Genomic DNA, 20,733 nt, shown 5'->3' on the forward strand with positions numbered 1-20,733 from the left:
CGATTGAAAGCTTTCGTGGGGGCAGACCGGCATATGGAGTTTGACGTCCTTTATCTGGCCGACCTGCGCTTTCCCGGCGGAACGTCCACATCGCTCAAATACGATCTGCGCGCCTGCAAGCAAGCCGGGTTGAGAGCCGGTATCCTTCCGCTCCGTTCCCCGCTGTTTTCCAGAAACCGTATCTTGAATACCTCCGTGCTGGCCGAGATCAGATCCACCGGCACCATCATCGTTCCGCTAAACGAACGGCCACGGGCCAGGGTCGCGCTGCTCTACCACCCGTCCTTGCTGGACAAACGGGTGCACTGCCGGACGCGTTTCGATGCGCAGGCCTGTTACCTTGTCGTGCATCAGACGATCCGGAACCGGGACGGGCAACGCGCCTTCCCGTCTGATCACTGGTCAACGCTCCTCACCGACTGGTATGGCCACACGCTGAAACTCCTTCCGGTGAGCGGGATCGTGCGCGAAGATCTCGCCAGAAACGGCCTCTCGCATGCCCTGCATGCCGGTAACTGGGAAAACCTGATCGATCTGGCCGATTATCCGCAGAAACAATCCAGGGACCCGAAGTCCCCTTTGATAATCGGCCGCCACAGCCGCCCGAGCGCGGATAAATGGCCTTCCCTGCCAGTTGCCACAGCGTGCTATCCGCAATCAACTGACTTTGCCTTCCGCATGATGGGCGTGCCGCAGGCATTTCTGGATCAGTTCGATGACCTGCCGTCAAACTGGCAGGTCCTGCCGTTCTCGAAGGAACCGGTTTCAGGGTTTCTTCAAAGGCTCGACATCTACAGCTATTTCCATTCCCGCGCGCTCGTCGAAGCGTTCGGATATAGCGTTCTCGAAGCTCTTGCGACCGGCCTGCCGTGCGTCCTTCCGCCCTATATGGAAGCAAGCTTTTGCGATGCCTGCCTCTATGCGGAACCGGAAGAGGCCCCCCTGGTCTATGAGCGGCTTGCTTCTGATCCTTGCCTCCTTGAAACGACCTCCCGCAAGGCACGTGGATTTGTGGAGAAGCGGTTCGGCCTCGACCAGTTCCGGGCGAAATTCGACAAGGTCGCCGACCCATCCGTCACCGCCCTACCTGCCCCCAAAAAGCATAGAGCAGCACCTGCACCGGTCGTTCTGACTGTCACCTCCAATGGCGTCGGCCTCGGCCATCTCTCCCGGCAGCTTGCCATCGCAAGAGCAATCGGTCCTCGGGCGAATGTCGTTTTCTTCTCTCTTTCCGAGGCAATCGAAATTGCCAGGTCCATGGGATACCTCGCCGAATTCCGGCCTTTCCGGCAGAGACTGGAATTGGATTTCGAGGGCTGGAACAGCTATTTCTTCCAGGAAATGCGCGAGGCGCTCAGCCACTACAAGCCTTGCCTCACCCTGTTTGACGGCAACTTGCCATACGCGGGATTCGTCGACGCGGTTGAAAGCTACGGCCAGGCCACCAGCGTCTGGATCCGGCGCGGGCTCTGGCGCACGCCCCAGCCCAACAGCATTTCCCGCGAAGGCTTTTTCGATGCGATCATCGAACCAGGTGAACTATGCGCGCCCCTGGACGAAGGCCATTCACGCCCGAACCCCAACAGCGTCGCCCGGGTCGACCCGGTGCTGATGACGGGAAGAGATCAGCTCTTTGACAAAACAACCGCGAGGCGGGCGCTGAACCTGCCGGAAGACTCGGTCCTCTGTCTGGTGCAACTCGGTTCGGAAGCCAATTTCGACATGTCCCTTCCCCGCGCCCGTCTGCTGGAGTTTCTGGACAGGCACCCCGACGTAATCGCGGTCGACGTCAGATCCCCGCTCCATTTCGAGGAACAGGCCGATTTCCATGAGCGGCTGGTGATGCGGAAGGTCTATCCGCTCGGGCAATACCTGAAGGCCTTCGATTTCGCGGTCTGTGCCGCCGGATACAACACCTTTCATGAAAATATCGCGGCCGCGCTGCCATCGATCTTCATTCCGAACAGCAACCCGATCATGGATGTGCAGGAGGCCCGAGCGGAATACGGCGCCCGGGCGGGATGGAACCTCACCGCATCTGCCGAAGATCCTTACGCGATCGAGGACCAGCTTGTGCGGATGCTCGACCCCGACTACCGCCAATCGATGGCCCGCTCGTGCCTCAGAAAGGCCGGCTGGTGGAACGGCGCGTCGCAGATCGCAGAGCTTTTGCAGGCGATCGCCCAGCTTCCCGCAAATCCCCTGGAGGACCGTTGAACCGTGTCTTTCAAACAAAGCCTTCGCAAAATTGGACTACGGGTTGCCCTTGGCAGCATTCGCAAGCTCGAGGCAAACGCAAAGCAAAATGCAGCCCTCCTGTCGGACCACCGCAGGCAGGGGACCGTCGCGCTTGTCTGGGCGCTCGATGAGGCGGAGGATCATCTTTCCAATGCCTTGAAAGACCAGTTGGAAAAGCTTGCCGAGTTCGAAACGGTGGTCATCGTCTGCCCGCCCAGGTTCTTTTCGGCACTCCGAAGCAGAGGCCTCTTTTTCGAAACCCTGCCGCCGCTGTCGGATCTTCCCCGCAGCGGCGTCTCAGCCAACTGGGATCTTTATCTGAAGCGCCGGATCGCCCGCATTCGGGAAAGCTGGGCGCCGGACTTTGAATTCACGGTCGGCTCGGCACCGGAAGACTATATCCTGTCGCTCCTGACAGGCGATCATACATAACCATCCGCTGAAAACACCTCTGGCTCGGCAAAGGCATAGTCCAGCAAGCAAGCCTGCTGAAGCGCGTCCCGAATGTGGTCGCCGTTCGCGATCGACCGGAACGGATCGGCTTCCCGCTCCTGCTTGAAATCCGGGATCAGGCTGAAGTCGAAGGCAGTGAGCGCACAGATGCCCCGATAGGTCCGCTGCAGGCTGTAAAAGGCAGTCCGGGCCGGTTGGTTGAGATCCGCGCCATAGGAAAGATGCCGAACGTTGAGCCCCGCAGCCAGTACCCTTTCCGACAGAAACTGAAACCAGTCGTCAGTGGCTCTGGCGTCTTCCAGAAACCCCTCCACCGTGATCTCCGGTTTCAGGGATGTCGTGTCGACCCGCTTCCAGCCCCCGAGCTGCCGGGCCTTGACGAGAGAGACATATCTCGCAAGCCTTTCCCGTGTGAGAAAGCTGCAGGAACAGTCAAACTTGAACAGAATGTCTTCGATCGATCTGCCGGCCAGTTGCTTCGGCAGGATCGAGTAACACAGATAGTCGTATCCAAGGCGGTCGCAGACCGTGGAGAGCGCGTTGAGGAAGACAACCGGATCTTCCCTGACATAGTTGGCGAGCGCCCTCGCCTTCCCCAGGTCGACCTCAATGCCGCATTCCTCTTCCAGCATGCCGATAAACTCCGGCGTCTGCGCTTCAAGACCGAAGGGGGACGACGGATTGAACAGCTCTCCAAGCACGACGGCCTTTTCAAGCCCGTGCCGCATCATGGTCTGGTGCAGATGCGTGCCGCTTCTTCCCGAAGAGAGCAGGATGAGATGATGCACCATCGCTTTCAGCCTTGCAGGCCCTGATCAGGTCTTTTGCCTGAACACGGTGCCCCTGAAGCGTCCCTGCGCTGAGGCGCAGGGACCAGATCATCGATGGTGACGTCCGGCGCATTCAGCACCGGGTCTTCGAGAACCAGCTGCAACGCCTCGTAATCGGCATGGCAAGGGTCTGCGACATCCACCGAATGGGATGCGCCAGCCTCTCGCTGAGCGCGAAACCGTTGGAAGAGAACGCCTGTTGCCCCAACCTGTCGCCCCAGACGAACAAAATCCGGCATCTCTGTGAAGTTCTCCTGCCGGACGCCAAACACCACCTGGAAGGTGTCTATGGCCTTCAACCTGCGCAAATGGCCCAGGAAGTACAGATTGGGCATGAGCTGCCATAACTGCCTGCCAGGACGCAGTTTGCCATAGGTTTCCGGGGTCGCGGCATCGACGGACACATGAACGCTGCCGACATGCCCCCAAAGGTCCAGCCTGTTCCAGACAGCCTCCGTCAGCAGCAGGCCATTGGTGTGAAGGTCGAGCGCCTTTCGCGGTTCTGCCTCCGTGCAATAGGTCTTCAGGAAGTTCAGAAAATGCCGGCTGGCAAATGGTTCGCCGTTGCGGCCGATGGTTATTTGATCCGCTTTCGCCAGAAAGCGCGCGTACGGGCCATTGACAATCCAGTCGAGCCGGTCGGCATCGTATTTTTTCAGTTGAACCGGCTTTGTCCCTCGCGATGGACAGGCGGTGTTGCTGCTCAGGTCGTGACCGAGGCTGGCGCGTGTTGGAGGTTTCTCCAGGTGCGTCCTGCCACTTTTGATGATCTCTCGATACCAGGCAACCGCAGGAGACGGGTCTTTTGACGACAGGATCTCCTCGCGCGTCGGAAGATCACGCCCTGCGATACGAGGGCAGTCCAGACAGCTGCAATGCGAAAAGTCGCCCTCAAGGATCGAACGCCGTATTTCCTGGGCCTTGGGCGAGTTCCAGGCGGTTTCAGGCTCGTCAGACAGGCTGCCGATGGCAGCCGGTTGCCAGGCGGCGGGACAGAAGTGAATGTCCTGGTTCGGCCGGGTGTCGATCCGGTCGAACGGATTGGAACAGAAGCGCCGACTGAGCCAGGTGTGGTCAGGCCTATCCATGCAGTCCGCCCGGAAAAGACAGGACCACGTTCCCGCGCGCGAACGGCGCTTTCTTTGACAAGTCACACAGCATGCACCTTCTCAACCTCCTTGAACGCGACGGCAACCCGATCCTTGTCGATCCCCTTGAACGCAAGATACCTGTCGGAAAGTTGCAGCTTCTCCACTTTCTCTAGTCGTTGCCGGTCGTCTTCGGCATAGTCGTGACGCATCACGGCCCCGGGTTGATACAGGAACTGCTTCGCATCCGCCTCGCCCAGCATCCGGCAACAAAGATCCATGCCTTCATGACCCGCCAGAAGCGGATCATATCCGCCGTATTTTTCGAAGGCCGACGCCTGCCAGGCGGAAAATCCCTCCGTCGTCGGAGGCGCCGGTTTCAGACTCTTGCCGAGATCGTAGTGGTTGCCTGTCAGTCCGGGACCGGACTTCGGCGCAATGCGCCCGCGTACAGCCATGGCCCCGCGCTCGATACAGGTGCCGGCAAGCAGATCAAGATCTCCCGCGCCCGTCGATGCGTCATCATCCAGAAACAGAAGGCACTCCCCACGGGCGACAAAGGCCCCCACATTTCGCGCCGCCGAACAACCGATATTCTCCGGCAAGCCGAACACCCGCGCCTTATCCGCATACGGGCCGAACGCCCCCTCCGCAGCTCCGAGCCCGTTGCCGACAAAAATCAATTCAACGTCCGGTCGACGGATGAAATCTTCAATCCCCCTCATCACCTCGCAGGCTTCCAAACCGCTTCGATGAGAAACGACAATCACCGACACCTTCGTGCCATATATGTTTTGAAGATTTTCCGTCAGGGCGAAGCGATGAATATTCGCGTAGACTTCCTGCAGACAGGCGGAAACGGCCTGCTGAGCATCAGCGAAATCGCCGTTCTCGAAATGCCCTGTCGCATTCGTGTAAGAAGCCAAACTAACGTTCCCGCTCATGTCCAATCAAGACGACCGTTCAGGAGTGCGCCCATCCGCTCAACGCAGCAGCAGGCGGCTGCCTTGTTTGAAGATGTAACCCGCACAGGACTTCCCCAAGGTTATCGACCCAAAGCTAAGCGCCCGACATCTCCCCGTCCAGCGTCGCAACACAACTTTCATTCTCACCACCTCTCCAGCGAGCTCCCAAAAGCAGCCGTTGCGGCAGGTTGAACATGTCCGGAAAAAGCGGAGAGCACGCACTTCTGGAACAGCAGGCGTTCCAAGGCAAAGGAAAGAGATCAATGCCGGAAATTCGACGCAAAGCGGTCCGGTTAGCTCTCTCGAGCGGACGTACCCGACGTGAATCGCAGAGGAACTTGGTATTGATCCGAAAGAAAATGGTGGGCCCGGAGGGACTCGAACCCCCAACCAATCCGTTATGAGCGGACGGCTCTAACCAATTGAGCTACAGGCCCACAGCAGGGCCAAGCCTTGCAAGGTCCTGCGTCTGGTTCCCTATACCATGGCCAATCTCCGGAGCAAGTGCTTTGCAACGGCAGGGTGAAAAAGGTTGGGAATTTGGTGCGGTGGAGACGCTTCTGAAAAGGGCGGGAGGGCGCTCGTGGAAAAAGCGGTTCCGTTCGCCAGCGCCATCGGGTCTAAATGAGGCAGCCGGGTCTTTGACGAGTCACCCGGTGAAAAGACCTGCCATTCTCGCCAGCCGGAGCCACCATGCGATCACCGCTTTTCACCGCCACGCTGAGTGTCCTGCTTGTCTGCATGATCGGCTGGTTGCTGGTGGTCGGGCGTTCGCTGATCCTGCCGTTCGTGATCGCGCTCATTGTCTGGTACATGATCAACGCACTGGCCCATGTCTTTGCCCATATTCCACTTGGCCGCTGGCACCTGCCGCGCCTGGTGTCGTTTTCGCTGGCGCTGTTGACGATCTTCTTTGCCGGCACCGTGGTGCTCGACATCGTGACGGTCAATCTGACCCAGCTTGCCCAGGACGCACCGACCTATCAGCGGCGGCTGGAAGAACTCTTTGTCCAGACATCGAACCACTTGCACCTGAACGATCCGATCGAACTGAAGGACCTTCTGCCCGAATCCATCGTGCCGCGGATGGTGACAGCCGGGGCAAGCCTGGTGACGACCCTCGCCGGCTCCGCCAGCCTGGTGTTCATCTATGTGCTGTTTCTGGTGCTCGAGCAGTCGACCTTCGACCGCAAGTTCGAGCGGCTGTTCCCCACGCCCGAGCGGGCAGAAGCGGCCTTTGCCATGCGGGCCGAGATCAACCGTTCGATCATGCATTATTTCACGATCAAGACCGCCGTGTCCGTCGCCACCGGTGTCCTGACCAGCCTTGTGCTGATCGCCATCGGCCTGCCCTATGCCGCGCTGTTCGGCTTCATCGCGTTCCTGCTCAACTACATTCCGACCATTGGCTCGCTGATCGGCGTGATCTTTCCCAGCCTCCTTGCCATTGTCTATTACGACACCCTGGGCCCCTTCATTGCCATTGCGACCGGCCTCGGTCTCATCCAGTTCTCTATCGGCAATCTGATCGAACCGCGCCTGATGGGCTCCAACCTCAACCTGTCCGGCCTTGTCATCATGCTGTCGCTGGCATTCTGGGGCGCGATCTGGGGCGTTGTCGGCATGGTTCTGTGCGTCCCGCTTACAGTGATGATCGTGATCGTCTGCGCCCGGTTCGAAGGCTCCAGACCGATTGCGATTCTGTTGTCGCAGACAGGCGAGGTCGGCGGCCTTTCGGGAAAAAGCAGCCTTGACGTTTAGTATTGAGTCTTGTTCCTCACGGACGATTCTTAGGCTGGTTTCCAGGCCTCAAGCGATTTTTTCGATGAACGGCTGATGAACACAACCGTCATCACGCCGCCGTAATCGCAAGCGAGTGTCCGGCCATCGAACAAACTGTTTCCATCAAGGATAAGTTCATATGACTGCACCTCTTTTTGCCTCCGTCTCCTTGCTGCGCAAAGCCGTTCTGGCCGCCGGTCTCAGCGCTGCGCTCGTGAGCGCCGCACCGGCATTCGCTGAAGATGCCCCGGCACCGGCAGGCACCATCACGATGCAGGGCCGCGGAGAGGTTTCCGTTGCGCCCGACATGGCTGTCGTTACTGCCAGCGTCCTCACCACGGGCAAATCCACCCCCGACGTGCTGGCTGAAAACAGCGCTGCAATTGCCAAGGTCATCGAAGCGTTGAAGGCAAACGGTATCGAAGCCAAGGACATCCAGACCCAGGGCTTCGGCATCTTTCCGCGTTACGATCATTCCAAGAACAGCAGCAGCCAGCCGGATATTGCCGGCTACGAAGTGCGCAACGGCGTTGAGGTCAAGATCCGCGATCTGGCTAAACTCGGCAGTGTGCTGACACTTGTCGTCGAAAGCGGCGCCAATTCGGTGGATTCCACCCGCTTCGAGGTCAGCAATGCAGACGAGGTCCTCGACGAAGCCCGCAAGAAGGCTGTCGAGGCCGCCTTGCACAAGGCAGAGATTTTCGCCGCCGCTGCCGGCGTCGAACTCGGTGCCATTGCAGACATCACCGAAAACGGCACGGAAATACCGCGCCCCTACATGATGCGCGCTGAAGGCATGATGATGTCCAAGTCCGCTGATGTGCCGATCGAGGCTGGTGAAGAAACCATCAGCGCGTCTGTCACGATCCGCTGGATGCTGAAGTAACCACGTTCACATATCAAAAAACCGGGGTCTGCTTTCCAGGCCCCGGTTTTTCTATGCCCTGATCTGGCAATCACCCGCGCAATTTGCCTGCCTGGCAGTCTGCTCACAACGTCCGGTGCCACACCTGCATCGGTTTGTCGGTCTCAGCGCTTACCCCCACATCGCGCCAGGGAAACGTCACGACGACACCGTCCAGCTTTTCATAACCGCGCTTGCGCCAGAACGGATCGAGCGGAGCATAATCCGCAGGCTTCAAGGGGTGTGTTTGCGGGCGGATCACGGCACAGAAGGCCGCTTCACTGAAGCCAAGACGCCTTGCATGCGCTTCGCGCTCGTCGAAGAAGCGGTGGCCGATGCCCTGGCCGCGATAGGCAGGGTCCAGAACGGATTCAGCCATATAGAAGATCCTGTCCGGATCGAGGCCGTTCTCCACGAAAGGTCCCTTGAAGGCATCCAGTTCGGCACTGAGAGGTTCGCCAGTCGCGGCTCCGACCAGCCGGTCGCCGTCATAGGCCCCGACGATTACGGCCCCTTCTGTCTGCACATAGCGCTGCAGGTAGCCGGCTTCGTAGTCCAGAGAGCCTTCGTAGAGATAAGGCCAGCTCCGGAAAACGGATATCCTCAGACGCGCAAGGTCGTTCAGGACAGCGGTCAGTGCATCGTCCGTCAGCGTTCTGATGTCGGCTGGCATGATGTCTCCCGTTCTTCGAAAGCCCTCCGGCGCTGAACGGAACAGGCCGGCCTGTTTGCAATTGTCGCAAAACTGTTGGAACCGTTACCAAATCGTACAAAAGAGCGATACCTGTTCCAGCCCAATCGTGGCACTAATGAGCGGCACTTCTATTGTTTGCCAGGAGCCAAAGCCCGCCATGTCCAGGACACAGCCAGCTGCCTACAGCCCGATCCACATCCTTTTGCACTGGGTGATCGCCACCCTGATCCTGTTTCAGCTGATCTTCGGTGAAAGCATGGGTGACTTGAAACACGCGCTGCGCGACGGCGGCGTACCGGACACGATGACCGCTTTTCTGGGAAATGCCCATATCTGGGTGGGTATTGCCGTTCTGGCGTTGACGGTCGTTCGTCTTCTCGTGAGGTTTAAGTTCGGCGTCCCGGCCCCGCTGCCCACGTCCCGGATACAGGAACTGGCGGCCAAGGCCGTCCATGGCCTGCTCTATCTGGGTTTGTTGCTGGCACCTATCACCGGCCTGCTGGCCTGGTATGGCGGCATCCACACGGCAGAAGAAGTCCACGAAGTCTTCAAGCCGTTCTTTATCGTACTGATCGTGGTCCATGTGCTCGGCGCGCTCTACCATCATGTCGCGCTGAAGGATGGCACCATGATGCGGATGATTTCCTCCCGCCACTAGCCGGATAAAGAAAAGCTCCGGCGATCCCGGTCGCCGGAGCCTTTTGCATGGCGTGACCAGACCTAGTCGCGTGCTTCCAGCCATACCCGAGCGGCATCCATATCCTTGCCGGTAAAGCCTTCGGCAAGCTTCTGCCCCACCACGGCGCCAAACTTGTAGCCGTGTCCGGAACAGGCCGAAACGACGGTGGCCTTGCCTTCGCTCATGGCGAAGAAGTGTTCGTCGGAGGTAAAGGTGTAAGCACAGGTGACAACGTCATCCACGCGGTATTCCTTGATCCGGCAGAAGGGCGGCGAGAAATAATCGCGCAGGGTCTCGCCCTCGCCGGCAACCGCTGTCCGGTCCTGGTTCGGCGGCGCCTTGTATTTGTGAATGCCGGCCCCAAACTTCAGCCCGGTTCCGGCCACCGGCGGCAGGATATAGCCATCGACAGGCCCGCCTGGATCGAGAATCACAGGCGAGCGTTCCCAGGCCTCGCGCAGATCTTCAGGTGGCGTCAGATAGACAACGGCTGTCCGGTAGGTCGTCAGGCTGATGTCCAGCTTGGGGAAAAGCCCCAGCGTCCAGGCGCCCGCCGTCACAATCACATGATCGCCGGAAACCGTGCTGCCGTCGGCAAGGGTCACCTTACCTGCGGAGGTATCAACGGCTGTGACTTGCGTATTTTCGCGAACATCCACGCCATTGGCGATCAGCCAGTCGCGCACGCCGGCAGCGATCTTCTGGCAGAGCAGCACACCGCCCTCGTCGCTGACAGCACCGTAGCGGATGGTCGCCGGATCGACATAGGGAAACCGGCTCGCTGTCTCTTCCGGTGTCAGGTTCTCGAACGGATAACCGCCTTCGATCAGGCCATCCCGATAGACTTCGCCGCCATCGCCCGGCTCTTGAGACATCAGCAGGAAGCCTGTCTCGACAAGATGCTTCTCGCCCAGATCGTCCCACATTTCGTCCCAGGCCGCATAAGCATCGCCAATGCGGCGCTGATATCCGCCCTGGCCGCCATAGGCGCGGCGAATGATACGGTGCTGGTCACCGGACGCCGAAAGCGGGTTGGGGATCGGTCCCTGCTCCAGAAGCGTTACAGGGACGCCTCGTTTTGTCAGGGCCCAGGCGGTGGAAAAGCCGGAAACGCCAGCTCCAACGATCACAACTGTCATGAATTTCATCCTGCGGAATGGGCGGTCAGATTATCCGCCTCTTCGGCGAGCGCAAGAGACGTTCTGACGCAAACCGCGCATGCCGGTTATGTATTTTCGGTTGCCGCAAAGAGAGAAGCCGCTACCCTCCAGCCTGATAGGTTCTGGCCATGGTCATCGTGATGCGAGGAGTGTAAGTCTTGCTGGAAAAAGACATGTCGGAAGAACAGCCTCTGGCAAGCCGCCGTCTCACCGGTTTCCCCGACTGGGGCTATCTGCTGCGGGAATTCTACGAGGCCTACCGGTTCCTTTCGTCCGGTGGCAGTGACAGGATCCGGGCACACCAGCGCGCCGTGCGCGAGGCGATAAGCCGGGTGCTGAAAGCCGATCCGGAAATGCGATTCGATGCCCCGGCCCACAAACCCGTGACGGCGCATTTGAGGCGTGCCCTGGATGAAGGCAAACAGGAGCGGACAGCACCGCTCGTTCGCTCCATCGAAAGCATCAAGGACCATCTGATCTGGCAGTATGGCTACGAGAAAGTGCCGCGCGGCCTCGACAAGACCTACGCCTATGCAGAAATCTGCGGACCGAACGGCCCGGTGCTGACGACGGATGTCATTCTGGGCCTTGTGCTGTTTGCCCCCGGCTGCACCTATCCGGCCCATGCCCATAGCGGCATATCGGAGAGTTATATCTGCGTTTCAGGAGCCGTCTCGGAAAATCACCAGGGTGTTTACGCCCCCGGGTCGATGATCTTCAACCCGCCGGAGCACATGCACCGGATCACCGTTTCCAAGCTGGAACCGGCACTCCTGGCCTGGGCCTGGATCGGCCCGCCCGAGCGCCTTGCCAACCAGAAGATGGTGTTCAGCCGCAAGAAGGGGTGAGCGGAAAGCTCCGTCTTTCCTTACAACGTCACGCGATCTCCCGGCGGATCGTGATCTCCGCCTTCTCCAGCCCGTCCGGTGAAAGCCAGACGGGCTCTGCGATCAGTTTTTCGCAGAAGATGCCGAGTTCGGGAAAGGTCAGTCCCATGGAATGGGCCAGTGCCACCCGGTCGCCCGGCTTGGGGTTGAGTCCGCAGCAGATCTCCCTTGTCCCCATCTTCAGGTGATGGGCGATGTCCCACTCCAGCACCACACCCTGATGCCGTGTCACCACCCAGCAGTGCATGTCGTCACAGCAGCCGGCCTTTTCTTCCGGGAAGAAATACCCGGTCACGTAACCGGCCTCAAAACCGGCTGCCCGCAGGCTGGCAATCAGATAGGTGTTGATGTCGACACAGGAGCCTTCCGTCAGCCCGCAGGAGAGATAAGGCACCTCATCGCAGCCCTCGTTGAACCGCACGTCCGGGTGAGCGTATCGGAACTTTTCAGCCGCCGCATTGACGAGCGCCTGGATGGCCGCATGTCCGTCCGGCTGGCTGTCGGCAATGTTGATCGCATCGAAGACAAGATCCTGGGCCGCCCGGGTGAAGCGGTTACGAAGCGGCGCGAACACTGCATCGGGGTAGCCCGGGCCTTCGTCCCTATACGCGTATTGGACACAAACGTCCGCCCCTGGATCAACAGACACCACGGCCACCCTCTGGCCCGTGGTGATTTCTCCGGCCAGGCTAAATCTGCCGCCCTCGACCTCGAAACGGACCGGCATCTGGTGCGGCGTCGGCAGACCGACGGGCACCAGCAGCTTGCGGCCGGTCTCCATCGGTCTGACTGCGACTGAAACATTGGTGTGCATCACCGTTCCTTCAGACAAAAAGCTGGAAAATCGCGCCGGACAGCACTGCCCCGACGAAACCAAGGCCGACATAGGCGGCAAAGACCTGCGGGCGCACCAGCGACCAGACAGCAGCCATTGCCGGGATCGAACTGACCGCACCTGCGATCATGAACGCCATTGCCGCCCCGGAGCTCATGCCCTGTTCCATCAGCCCGGAAAGAAGCGGCGGCGCCACATAGCTGTTGAGATAGGCCGGCATCCCGATCAGCGCCGACAGAAGGATGGCGCCCAGCCCATCCCCGCCGACCGCCCGCGCGATCATGTCCGCCGGTACATAGGTGACGAGCGCGGCCTCCAGCACGTAGGCCAGCGCCAGCCACTTGATCAGAAACAGCGCATTGGCTTTCAGCTCACTCCGGAACGTGTCGGTGCGCTCACGCTCCTGCCAGATCCGCCAGACCGGCCGCCCTGTCTTGGGGGACGCCCCGCAGCCGCAGCCACCGGTCGCCGCGCCGATCTTCGCCGGATTGACAAGAAAGCCGCTGCGCATCGCCAGAGAGACCGACACCCCGCCAAAGAGACCCAAAGCCACGGCAAAGACCGCCTTGCCGATGGCAAACGGCCATCCCAATGCGCCGGCCGTGATCAGCAGTGTGGGCGGATCGATCAAAGGGGACGATAGCCAGAAGGCCATGATGGCCGACAGCGGCGCGCCGACCGCCAGAAGACCGGCAATAAACGGTATCACCTCGCAGGAACAGAAAGGGGCGAGCCCGCCGAAGAGAGCTGCCAGCACGATTGCCTGGGTCTCGCGCCCCTCGAACGCCCGTCCGACGAAAGCCTCTGCCCCGGCTGCCTTCAGCCAGGCGATCAGCACCACGGCAAACACGATGTACGGCAACGTCCCGGTGAAAGCGGAGAACGCGAAGGTTATGAAGGCAACGAAGTGCGGCTGATCCACCAGGAGCACCAGTAAGGGGCCGCCAATAACGATGACCCACGGCGACAGGAGGTATTTCGTAATGGCGACAGATTTCAGCGACCATTTCGACACCGGTGTGCTGCAGCAGGCGGTTTTGGGCGCGCAACAGCTTGCACCGCCGCCACCGGGCTGAAGATTGTTCAAAGCATCAGACATCAGCAGGCTCCTTTTCCGCGGTAGGGCAATCGCAGCCCTTTTCGTCCACGCAGCACTCTTTCAGGATGTAATCGGCAAGGTTCTCCAGATGGCCGTAGGCCGCCCGGTTGATCACCGAACGGCCGTCCTTTTCCTGAGACACCAGTCCAGCTGAGGCGAGAAATTTCAAATGATGCGCCAGCGTCGATGCGGCCATGCCGGTGCGGGACTGGATATCCCCGACCGTCAACCCGCCCTGCCCGGCCTTCACCAGGGTCAACACCACCTGCAACCGGGCTTCCGAGCCCAGCGCGGCAAATCCTTGCGCTGCAATTTCCAGATCCATTCGCGCCTCACTCAATATAACTATATTTCTAGTTATATAGTTTCTTTGGTACTGTCAACTGCCTCCGCCGGCTGACGAGCCGCCGGATTGGCGCTTGAAACTTCAGTGCTGGCAGAAAGGTTTTGCGAGGCGGGAACGTCAGGCGGCGACGAAACGCATCACCGTTTCGCAGACATCGCCCTTGAGCGCGGCCTGACCGGTTGCCGACTGCAACTCCTGGCCAAACAGCATGGAAAAAGTCGTGGCGTTGGAGACGTTGAAGAAGCTCATGGCCGAAATCAGCCAATGGATCCTCAAGGGCGTCAGGCCACCCCGAAAGACACCTTCGGCAACGCCTTTTGCATAGATGCCGGCGATCTGGGAAATCGCCGCCTCGTTCAGGCTCTTGATTTCATCCGACTGTTCGAGATAGCGGCCGTGGTGAATGTTTTCGATCATCACCAGACGGATGAAGGCCGGGCTTTCACGGTGGTGATCGAAGGTGAACGCCACAAGCTTCGCCAGTGCGTCCTTAGGCGGCAAATGCTTCAGCTCCAATTGCTCTTCGCCCTTGCGCACCTTCTTGTAGGCCGCTTCCAGAGCCTTGAGGTAGAGGCTCTCCTTGTCGCCGAAATAGTAATAGATCATCCGCTTTGACGAGCGCGTCTTGGCCGCGATCTCGTCCATGCGCGCACCGGAAAGGCCGTTCGCGGAGAACTCCTCCAGAGCAACGGCGAGAATATTGGCGCGTACCCCTTCCGGATCCTGTTTCCAGCGACCCCGTGGAGAATTTTTTTCCGGCAGCTCTGACTCATTGATCGACATGCCTTTTTTCTAAACCAGCCAGGCGCTTGGCGCCAGCCCAAATTAACCAGACGGTACATTTCTCTTGACTGAATTAACTGGTTAGTACAATTTGATTGTGAGGAGACGATATCTCCTGCCAGACAGACCCCGAAAACGGGGCATCAGATAAGGTTTCTGGGAGGAACCTGGGTGAACGCAGCAAGCAACATCGTATTGGCCGGCCTGATCGGACGGGGAATCGCCCGCTCCAGAACACCGGAAATGCATATGGCCGAAGCGGCAGCTCAAAGCCTGCGCGGCGTCTATCGCATTATCGATGTGGATACCCTTCCCGAGAACGAACAGAACCTGAAAGCTATTGTGCACGCGGCCGAAGTGACCGGTTTCAACGGTCTCAACGTCACCTACCCGTTCAAGATGGAAGTGATCCCGCTGCTGGACCAGTTGTCGCCCAATGCGGCCGCTGTCGGCTCGGTCAACACCATCGTGTTCCGGGATGGAAAGCGCATTGGCCACAACACCGACCTTTGGGGATTTGCGGAAAGTTTTCGCCGGAACATGATCGGCACATCACTGAAGACGGTTCTTCTCATCGGCGCCGGCGGGGCCGGTGTTGCGGTTGCCCACGCGCTGGCGGACTGCGGTGTCCAGCACCTGAAGATCTTCGACGTCGACACTGCGCGCGTGGAGCAACTTGCCCGGCTGGTTCTCTCAAACCGTCAGGGACTGACCGTCGAACCTGTTGCCACACTTGATGCGGCAAGCTGCACAGGCCTGTCCGGGATCGTCAATGCAAGCCCGGTCGGCATGGCCAAGACACCTGGAACACCGTTCCCGCTCGCACTGCTCAAGCCCGACATGTGGGTTGCGGACATTGTCTACTTCCCGCTGGAAACGGACCTTCTGGCAGGGGCAAGAAAGCTCGACTGCCGGGTTCTGCCTGGCTCGGGCATGGCGGTGTTCCAGGCCGTACGGGCCTTTGAACTCTTTACCGGCCGCCGGGCCGATCCGGTCCGGATGAAGGCGGCATTCGACGCCTTTGATGAAATGCCGCGGGCAACCGCGGACGCTTAACCCTTCCGGTTTCACATCATCACGAAAACGGAAATGGTCTTTTTGAAAATGTTACGCAAACGGGAGGAAGTCATGCGTTTCAAATTCTCATCCCTGGCAGCTACTGCCCTTCTCACAGTCGGCCTCGCCGCCGCGGCCCAGGCTCAGACTATCCGTCTGGCCCATGTCGATCCGGACGAATGGACCGCATCCAAGAAGGGCGCTGCCGCTCATATCTTCAAGAACATCGTCGAAGGCGAGACCGACCTGACGGTGGAACTGTTTCCGGCCGGCGCGCTGGGCAACGAAGACGAGCTGGTCGCCCAGGCCCAGGACAACCTGACCCAGGTCGTCCTGGTGTCCGGCGCCATGTCCAAGGCCTGCCCGGCAGCGTCCGTTCTGGACATTCCCTACACCTTCTCTTCGGCAACCATTGCCTGGGACGTGCTCGACGGTGATTTCGGTGATGCCCTTGCCGAACACTGCCTTGCACAGACCGGCCTTCGCACGCTGGCTTATGGTGAAACCGGCTTCCGGAACTTTACCAACGGCACCCGCGAAATCCGGACGCCTGCGGACATGGAAGGCCTGAAGTTCCGTGTGCAGCCGATCCCGCTCTACGTCGAAATGGTGAAAGGCCTCGGCGGCGAGCCGACCCCGATCGCCTGGACCGAACTTCCCAACGCATTGTCCACCGGTGTCGTTGACGGCCAGGAAAACCCGGTCGGCGTGATCTACAACAACGGCCTGCACAAGCTGCAGAAATACATGACCCTCGACGGCCACGTCTATGCCGCCGACTTTATCCTGATCTCCGACGAGTTCTACCAGTCGCTCACCCCGGCTCAGCAGGCCGTGGTCGCCCGTGCGGCTCGCATTGCCGGCAACATGGGCCGTTCCATCCAGCAGTGGAGCACGGCTGAAGGCGTCAACAAGGTTCAGGCCGAAGGCATGCAGGTCTACTCTCCGACGGCTGACGAAATCGCAGCCTTCGCTGAAAAGGCCCAGCCGGCGGTTGTTGAATATCTGCGCGGCGAACTGGGTGAAGACGCCGTCTGGATCGACCGCCTGCAGGAATCCGTTGCTGCTGCAAGCCAGTAAAGCGCTCAAGACCCCGGGCGGTTTGCCGCCCGGGGTTCTGGACTGTTGGTAAGGATCAGCTTTTGGCTGTTCAATCAAAGTCAGTTGAATAGCCAAAAGCTGAACAAGCAGGACCTGGAACATGAAAACGGTCAACGAATTTGCCCGGCGCCTCTTTGCGCTCGGAGCCGGCCTGTCGATGGCCCTCGTCTTCGCCATCATCTTCGTCAATTCGCTGCGCCGCTACACCGTCGGCCAGTCGGTTTCCTGGGGCGAGGAACTGCCGATCTACCTGACCATCTACGGGGTCATGTTCGGCCTTGCGCTTGCCTATCTGCAGGACAGGCACATCCGCTTCACGGTGCTGACAGATTTTCTCTCCGTGTCCGTGCGAGAAAAGCTTTTTGCAGCCGTCGACCTGGTCAGCTTTGTGACTGGTGTCGCCCTCGCCTTCTCCGGGCATGCTTTCGCCGTTCGACGAGGCAATCTCGATGCTTCGGGCCTGAAATCAGCAGGTAACTGGCTTGCGGAAACCACCGGCATCGACGCACTGGTTTGGGTCGCCAAGGTGGGCACCTGGCAATATGCCATCGCCATCGGCGGCGCCTTGCTGGCCGTCGCAGCCGCTCTCAAGTTCTTTGAACGTATCTCGGCGATCAAGGCGGTGCAGGCATGATCTACGCAATCCTCCTCATCGGGCTCGCCACCGGTGTTCCAATCGCTCTTGCCATCATTGCGGCCTTGCTGGTGTTCATGGGCTACGGCGAAGCGCCCTATTCCCTGCGCGTGGTCGCGACGGAAATGTTCAAGGGAATGAACTCCTTTCCGCTGCTTGCCATTCCACTCTTCGTGCTGGCAGGCGAGGTCATGAACGAAAGCGGCATCACCAGCCGCATTATCGCCTTCGCCAATGTGCTGGTCGGCCAACTGCGTGCCGGTCTGGCGCTCGTCAACATCTGGGCGTCGGTGATCTTCGCAGGTCTTTCCGGCTCCGCCGTTGCCGACACATCGGCCATTGGCCGAGTGTTCATTCCCGAGATGGAAAAGCACGGCTATTCCCGTCCTTTCGCAGCAGCGTTGACGGCGGCCTCCTCCGTCATCGGGCCGATCATCCCGCCATCCATCCCGGTCATCATCTACGCGCTGATCGTCTCCGGTGTTTCGGTACCGGCGCTGTTTCTTGCCGGCATCGTCCCGGGCATTCTGCTGGCGATATTCCTCTCCGTCTTCGTGATGCTGACCGTGAAGGTCGATCACGGCGATCAGGCAGTAGGACTGACAGTCGAACCGGCCAGCCAGGCTATCTTAGGCGGCATCCTGCCGCTGCTGATGCCGGTGTTCGTCGTCGGCTCCATCCTGCTCGGTATCGTGACGCCAACAGAGGCGGCAAGTTTCGCCGTCGCCTATGCGCTTTTCCTCGGCATCTTCGTCTACCGCAACATCAAGCTGTCTGCCCTGCCGCGCCTTTTCTCCGAAGCCATGCGCGACAGCGCGGTCATCCTGATCATCATTGCCGCGGTTTCCGCCGCCAACTGGCTGCTGACCTACAACCGCGTTCCGAACATGCTGACCGACTGGGTGCTACTGAACGTGGACAGCAAGACCACGTTCCTCATTGCCACCATTCTGCTGTTCCTGTTTGTTGGCCTGTTTCTGGAAGGCATCGCCGCCATGCTGGTGCTCGTGCCGATCCTGCACCCGATTGCCGTCGGCATGGGCGTCGACCCGGTCCACTTCGGCATCCTTGTCATCTTCAACCTGATGATCGGCCTGATCACCCCGCCGCTCGGCCTCTGCCTGTTCGTTGCCGAAGGCATTGCCCAGGTCGGGATGGCGCGGCTGACCATGGCCATCCTGCCATTCTTCTTCGTTGAGGTGCTGGTGCTGCTGATCCTCACCTTTGTGCCGGAAACGGTCATCTGGCTGCCCCGCGTTATGGGCTACTGAAACCACGGAAGGTCCTCATGAAAACCGCCATCGCCACCGTCTCCATCGCAGGTGACCTTGCCGAAAAGCTCAGCGCAATCGCGGCAGCCGGCTTCGATGGCGTCGAGATCTTCGAAAACGACTTCCTGGCCTTCGATCGCAGCCCGAAGGACGTCGGCCAGATGGTCAGTGACCACGGCCTGGAGATCTCACTATTTCAGCCCTTTCGTGACTTCGAGGGCATGCCCGAGCCGCAGCGCAGCCGGACCTTCGCCCGCGCCGAACGCAAGTTCGACCTGATGAGGGAAATGGGTGCGGATCTTGTGCTGATCTGCTCCAATGTCTCTCCCATCGCGCTTGGCGGCATCGATCGCGCCGCAGACGATCTTGCAGAACTTGGCGACCTTGCCGCCAAAAGCGGTATCCGCATCGGCTATGAGGCCCTCGCCTGGGGACGTTTCGTCAACGATCACCGTGATGCCTGGGAAATCGTCAGAAGAGCCGACCACCCCAACGTGGGCCTGATCCTGGATTCCTTCCACACCCTCGCCCGCAAGACGGATCCGGATACGATCCGGGCCATTCCGGGCGACAAGATCTTCTTCGTCCAGCTTGCCGACGCGCCGAACTTCAACATGGACCTGCTCTACTGGAGCCGCCATTTCCGTAACATGCCCGGCGAAGGTGATCTGGACGTGACCGGCTTCATGCGGGCCGTGGCGGCAACCGGCTATGACGGAGTGCTATCGCTGGAGATCTTCAACGATCAGTTCCGCGGCGGCTCGCCGAAGTCGATCGCCGTCGACGGCTACCGCTCACTGCTCTACCTGATGGACCAGGTTCGGCGCACCGAACCCGGCATCAGGATCCCCGTACCGGACATGCCCGACCGGGTACCGGTTGCCGGTATCGAATTCGTTGAATTTGCCGCCGACCGAAAGGAAGCAAACGACCTGTCGTCCATGCTGACGACGCTCGGCTTCCACAAGTCCGGAAAGCATGTCTCCAAGGACGTCGAACTCTGGCGGCAGGGCAGCATCAACATCCTCATCAATACCGACCCACGCGGCTTCGCCCATGCGTCCTACATCTCCCACGGCACCAATGTCTGCGACATCGGCCTGAAGGTTGCCGACGCTTCCGCAACCGTTGCCCGCGCCGAGGCGCTAGGGGCCAAGACCTTCGAACAGCCGGTCGGTCCGGGCGAATTGAAGATCCCGGCGATCCGCGCTCTTGGCGGCAGCGTCATCCACTTCGTTGACGACAGCAAGGATCTGTCCCGGGTCTGGGAAATCGACTTCGAGCCGATCGGTCAGGGCGGTGCAACAGGCGGTGCCGGCTTGATCCGCATCGACCACCTCGCTGAGACCATGAACTACGACGAGATGCTGACCTGGCTGTTGTTTTACCGGTCGATCTTCGACACCGAAAAGACCGCCATGGTGGATGTCATCGACCCGGCCGGTCTCGTCCGCAGCCAGGCCATCGAGAACGACGACGGCAGCCTGCGGATCACGCTCAACGGGGCGGAAAATCGCAAGACTCTCGCCGGGCACTTCATCTCGGAGGGTTTCGGCTCAGGTGTGCAGCACATTGCCTTTGAAACCGCCGATATCTTCAAGACAGTGAAAGCCCTGAAAGCCTACGGCTTCACACCGCTGGTGATCTCGCCGAACTACTATGACGATCTGGACGCCCGGTTCGGGCTGGAGGAAGACTTCCTCAACGACCTCAAAAGCTCGGGCATCCTCTACGACCGGGACGAGAACGGCGAGTATTTCCAGCTCTACAGCCCGACCTACGGCGAAGGCTTTTTTTTCGAGATCGTCGAACGCCGTGGCGGCTACAAGGGCTATGGCGCCGCCAACGCCCAGTTCCGCATCGCCGCCCAGAAACGACATTTCCGCGCGAAAGGCATGCCGGCAAGGTAGGTCAGTCCCGGAAGGAAC

General features: G+C 59.8%; 20 protein-coding genes and 1 tRNA gene. 11 read left to right on the forward strand and 10 right to left on the reverse strand.

From position 1 onward, the window contains the following. The first annotated feature begins 33 nt into the window (after positions 1-33). On the forward strand, positions 34-2,217 hold the full coding sequence (locus V1T76_RS24175) for a glycosyltransferase (RefSeq protein ID WP_330563252.1): 2,184 nt from the start codon (positions 34-36) through the stop codon (positions 2,215-2,217). Between the two features lie 3 nt (positions 2,218-2,220). Then, the gene (locus V1T76_RS24180) at positions 2,221-2,670 is read left to right on the forward strand and encodes a hypothetical protein (protein ID WP_330563253.1); all 450 of its coding nucleotides are present in this window, start codon (positions 2,221-2,223) and stop codon (positions 2,668-2,670) included. On the opposite strand, the gene V1T76_RS24185 is transcribed toward V1T76_RS24180, so the two are convergent. The 4 genes from V1T76_RS24185 to V1T76_RS24200 form a co-directional block, all read right to left on the reverse strand. After that, entirely contained in the window at positions 2,661-3,482 is an 822-nt protein-coding gene (locus V1T76_RS24185) for a hypothetical protein (protein ID WP_330563254.1), read from the reverse strand. The genes V1T76_RS24180 and V1T76_RS24185 overlap by 10 nt on opposite strands. Before the next feature lie 5 nt (positions 3,483-3,487). Next, positions 3,488-4,609, reverse strand: a complete 1,122-nt coding sequence (locus V1T76_RS24190; protein ID WP_330563255.1) for a hypothetical protein — start codon at positions 4,607-4,609, stop codon at positions 3,488-3,490. A gap of 62 nt (positions 4,610-4,671) precedes the next feature. Then, a complete protein-coding gene (locus V1T76_RS24195; RefSeq protein ID WP_330563256.1) occupies positions 4,672-5,535 on the reverse strand; it encodes a glycosyltransferase family 2 protein in 864 nt (287 codons plus the stop codon). 399 nt (positions 5,536-5,934) lie between these two features. Beyond that, positions 5,935-6,011 (reverse strand) — tRNA-Ile (locus V1T76_RS24200). A gap of 256 nt (positions 6,012-6,267) precedes the next feature. Here V1T76_RS24200 and V1T76_RS24205 point away from each other — a divergent pair. After that, the gene (locus V1T76_RS24205) at positions 6,268-7,335 is read left to right on the forward strand and encodes an AI-2E family transporter (RefSeq protein ID WP_330563257.1); all 1,068 of its coding nucleotides are present in this window, start codon (positions 6,268-6,270) and stop codon (positions 7,333-7,335) included. 160 nt (positions 7,336-7,495) lie between these two features. Further along, the gene (locus tag V1T76_RS24210) at positions 7,496-8,242 is read left to right on the forward strand and encodes an SIMPL domain-containing protein (RefSeq protein ID WP_330563258.1); all 747 of its coding nucleotides are present in this window, start codon (positions 7,496-7,498) and stop codon (positions 8,240-8,242) included. Between the two features lie 103 nt (positions 8,243-8,345). Here V1T76_RS24210 and V1T76_RS24215 read toward each other — a convergent pair whose 3' ends face one another. Further along, on the reverse strand, positions 8,346-8,933 hold the full coding sequence (locus V1T76_RS24215; RefSeq protein WP_330563259.1) for a GNAT family N-acetyltransferase: 588 nt from the start codon (positions 8,931-8,933) through the stop codon (positions 8,346-8,348). A gap of 178 nt (positions 8,934-9,111) precedes the next feature. On the opposite strand from V1T76_RS24215, the gene V1T76_RS24220 reads away from it, so the two are divergent. Beyond that, the gene (locus V1T76_RS24220; RefSeq protein WP_330563260.1) at positions 9,112-9,612 is read left to right on the forward strand and encodes a cytochrome b; all 501 of its coding nucleotides are present in this window, start codon (positions 9,112-9,114) and stop codon (positions 9,610-9,612) included. A 62-nt stretch (positions 9,613-9,674) separates the two neighbouring features. Here the strand turns inward: V1T76_RS24220 and V1T76_RS24225 are convergent, their stop codons facing one another. Then, complete coding sequence (locus V1T76_RS24225) at positions 9,675-10,772, reverse strand: NAD(P)/FAD-dependent oxidoreductase (RefSeq protein WP_330563261.1); 1,098 nt, start codon at positions 10,770-10,772, stop codon at positions 9,675-9,677. 194 nt (positions 10,773-10,966) lie between these two features. Between V1T76_RS24225 and V1T76_RS24230 the strand changes: the two genes are divergently transcribed. Further along, a complete protein-coding gene (locus V1T76_RS24230) occupies positions 10,967-11,641 on the forward strand; it encodes a dimethylsulfonioproprionate lyase family protein (RefSeq protein WP_330563262.1) in 675 nt (224 codons plus the stop codon). Positions 11,642-11,669: 28 nt separating this feature from the next. Here V1T76_RS24230 and V1T76_RS24235 read toward each other — a convergent pair whose 3' ends face one another. The 4 genes from V1T76_RS24235 to V1T76_RS24250 form a co-directional block, all read right to left on the reverse strand. Then, positions 11,670-12,494, reverse strand: coding sequence for a transglutaminase-like domain-containing protein (locus V1T76_RS24235; protein WP_330563263.1), 825 nt, complete (start codon positions 12,492-12,494; stop codon positions 11,670-11,672). 10 nt (positions 12,495-12,504) lie between these two features. Continuing rightward, complete coding sequence (locus tag V1T76_RS24240) at positions 12,505-13,614, reverse strand: permease (RefSeq protein ID WP_330563264.1); 1,110 nt, start codon at positions 13,612-13,614, stop codon at positions 12,505-12,507. After that, positions 13,607-13,939, reverse strand: a complete 333-nt coding sequence (locus V1T76_RS24245; protein ID WP_148585916.1) for an ArsR/SmtB family transcription factor — start codon at positions 13,937-13,939, stop codon at positions 13,607-13,609. The genes V1T76_RS24240 and V1T76_RS24245 overlap by 8 nt, the downstream gene beginning before the upstream one ends. A gap of 138 nt (positions 13,940-14,077) precedes the next feature. Beyond that, the gene (locus V1T76_RS24250) at positions 14,078-14,743 is read right to left on the reverse strand and encodes a TetR/AcrR family transcriptional regulator (protein ID WP_330563265.1); all 666 of its coding nucleotides are present in this window, start codon (positions 14,741-14,743) and stop codon (positions 14,078-14,080) included. A 171-nt stretch (positions 14,744-14,914) separates the two neighbouring features. Between V1T76_RS24250 and V1T76_RS24255 the strand changes: the two genes are divergently transcribed. From V1T76_RS24255 to V1T76_RS24275, 5 genes are all read left to right on the forward strand, one after another. Next, positions 14,915-15,799, forward strand: coding sequence for a shikimate dehydrogenase (locus V1T76_RS24255; RefSeq protein WP_330563266.1), 885 nt, complete (start codon positions 14,915-14,917; stop codon positions 15,797-15,799). Positions 15,800-15,871: 72 nt separating this feature from the next. Then, entirely contained in the window at positions 15,872-16,879 is a 1,008-nt protein-coding gene (dctP, locus tag V1T76_RS24260; RefSeq protein ID WP_031268177.1) for a TRAP transporter substrate-binding protein DctP, read from the forward strand. Between the two features lie 121 nt (positions 16,880-17,000). Then, a complete protein-coding gene (locus tag V1T76_RS24265) occupies positions 17,001-17,534 on the forward strand; it encodes a TRAP transporter small permease (RefSeq protein WP_330563267.1) in 534 nt (177 codons plus the stop codon). Beyond that, positions 17,531-18,805: a TRAP transporter large permease gene (locus V1T76_RS24270; protein ID WP_330563268.1), complete on the forward strand. Its 1,275-nt coding sequence runs from the start codon at positions 17,531-17,533 to the stop codon at positions 18,803-18,805. Before V1T76_RS24265 ends, V1T76_RS24270 begins: the two co-directional genes overlap by 4 nt. A gap of 17 nt (positions 18,806-18,822) precedes the next feature. Next, complete coding sequence (locus V1T76_RS24275; protein WP_330563269.1) at positions 18,823-20,715, forward strand: bifunctional sugar phosphate isomerase/epimerase/4-hydroxyphenylpyruvate dioxygenase family protein; 1,893 nt, start codon at positions 18,823-18,825, stop codon at positions 20,713-20,715. The last annotated feature ends 18 nt before the right edge of the window (positions 20,716-20,733 follow it).

It is taken from the genome of Roseibium sp. FZY0029 (assembly GCF_036350355.1).
In the GTDB taxonomy this organism is placed as follows: Bacteria; Pseudomonadota; Alphaproteobacteria; order Rhizobiales; family Stappiaceae; genus Roseibium.

Bases quoted from the DNA above. Each gene is read 5' to 3' on its own strand.
- V1T76_RS24175 (WP_330563252.1), top strand. From the start codon at position 34: ATGGAGTTTGACGTCCTTTATCTGGCCGACCTGCGCTTTCCCGGCGGA.
- V1T76_RS24185 (WP_330563254.1), bottom strand. From the start codon at position 3,482: ATGGTGCATCATCTCATCCTGCTCTCTTCGGGAAGAAGCGGCACGCAT.
- V1T76_RS24190 (WP_330563255.1), bottom strand. From the start codon at position 4,609: ATGGATAGGCCTGACCACACCTGGCTCAGTCGGCGCTTCTGTTCCAAT.
- V1T76_RS24205 (WP_330563257.1), top strand. From the start codon at position 6,268: ATGCGATCACCGCTTTTCACCGCCACGCTGAGTGTCCTGCTTGTCTGC.
- V1T76_RS24210 (WP_330563258.1), top strand. From the start codon at position 7,496: ATGACTGCACCTCTTTTTGCCTCCGTCTCCTTGCTGCGCAAAGCCGTT.
- V1T76_RS24215 (WP_330563259.1), bottom strand. From the start codon at position 8,933: ATGCCAGCCGACATCAGAACGCTGACGGACGATGCACTGACCGCTGTC.
- V1T76_RS24220 (WP_330563260.1), top strand. From the start codon at position 9,112: ATGTCCAGGACACAGCCAGCTGCCTACAGCCCGATCCACATCCTTTTG.
- V1T76_RS24225 (WP_330563261.1), bottom strand. From the start codon at position 10,772: ATGACAGTTGTGATCGTTGGAGCTGGCGTTTCCGGCTTTTCCACCGCC.
- V1T76_RS24230 (WP_330563262.1), top strand. From the start codon at position 10,967: ATGTCGGAAGAACAGCCTCTGGCAAGCCGCCGTCTCACCGGTTTCCCC.
- V1T76_RS24235 (WP_330563263.1), bottom strand. From the start codon at position 12,494: ATGCACACCAATGTTTCAGTCGCAGTCAGACCGATGGAGACCGGCCGC.
- V1T76_RS24240 (WP_330563264.1), bottom strand. From the start codon at position 13,614: ATGTCTGATGCTTTGAACAATCTTCAGCCCGGTGGCGGCGGTGCAAGC.
- V1T76_RS24245 (WP_148585916.1), bottom strand. From the start codon at position 13,939: ATGGATCTGGAAATTGCAGCGCAAGGATTTGCCGCGCTGGGCTCGGAA.
- V1T76_RS24250 (WP_330563265.1), bottom strand. From the start codon at position 14,743: ATGTCGATCAATGAGTCAGAGCTGCCGGAAAAAAATTCTCCACGGGGT.
- dctP (WP_031268177.1), top strand. From the start codon at position 15,872: ATGCGTTTCAAATTCTCATCCCTGGCAGCTACTGCCCTTCTCACAGTC.
- V1T76_RS24265 (WP_330563267.1), top strand. From the start codon at position 17,001: ATGAAAACGGTCAACGAATTTGCCCGGCGCCTCTTTGCGCTCGGAGCC.
- V1T76_RS24270 (WP_330563268.1), top strand. From the start codon at position 17,531: ATGATCTACGCAATCCTCCTCATCGGGCTCGCCACCGGTGTTCCAATC.
- V1T76_RS24275 (WP_330563269.1), top strand. From the start codon at position 18,823: ATGAAAACCGCCATCGCCACCGTCTCCATCGCAGGTGACCTTGCCGAA.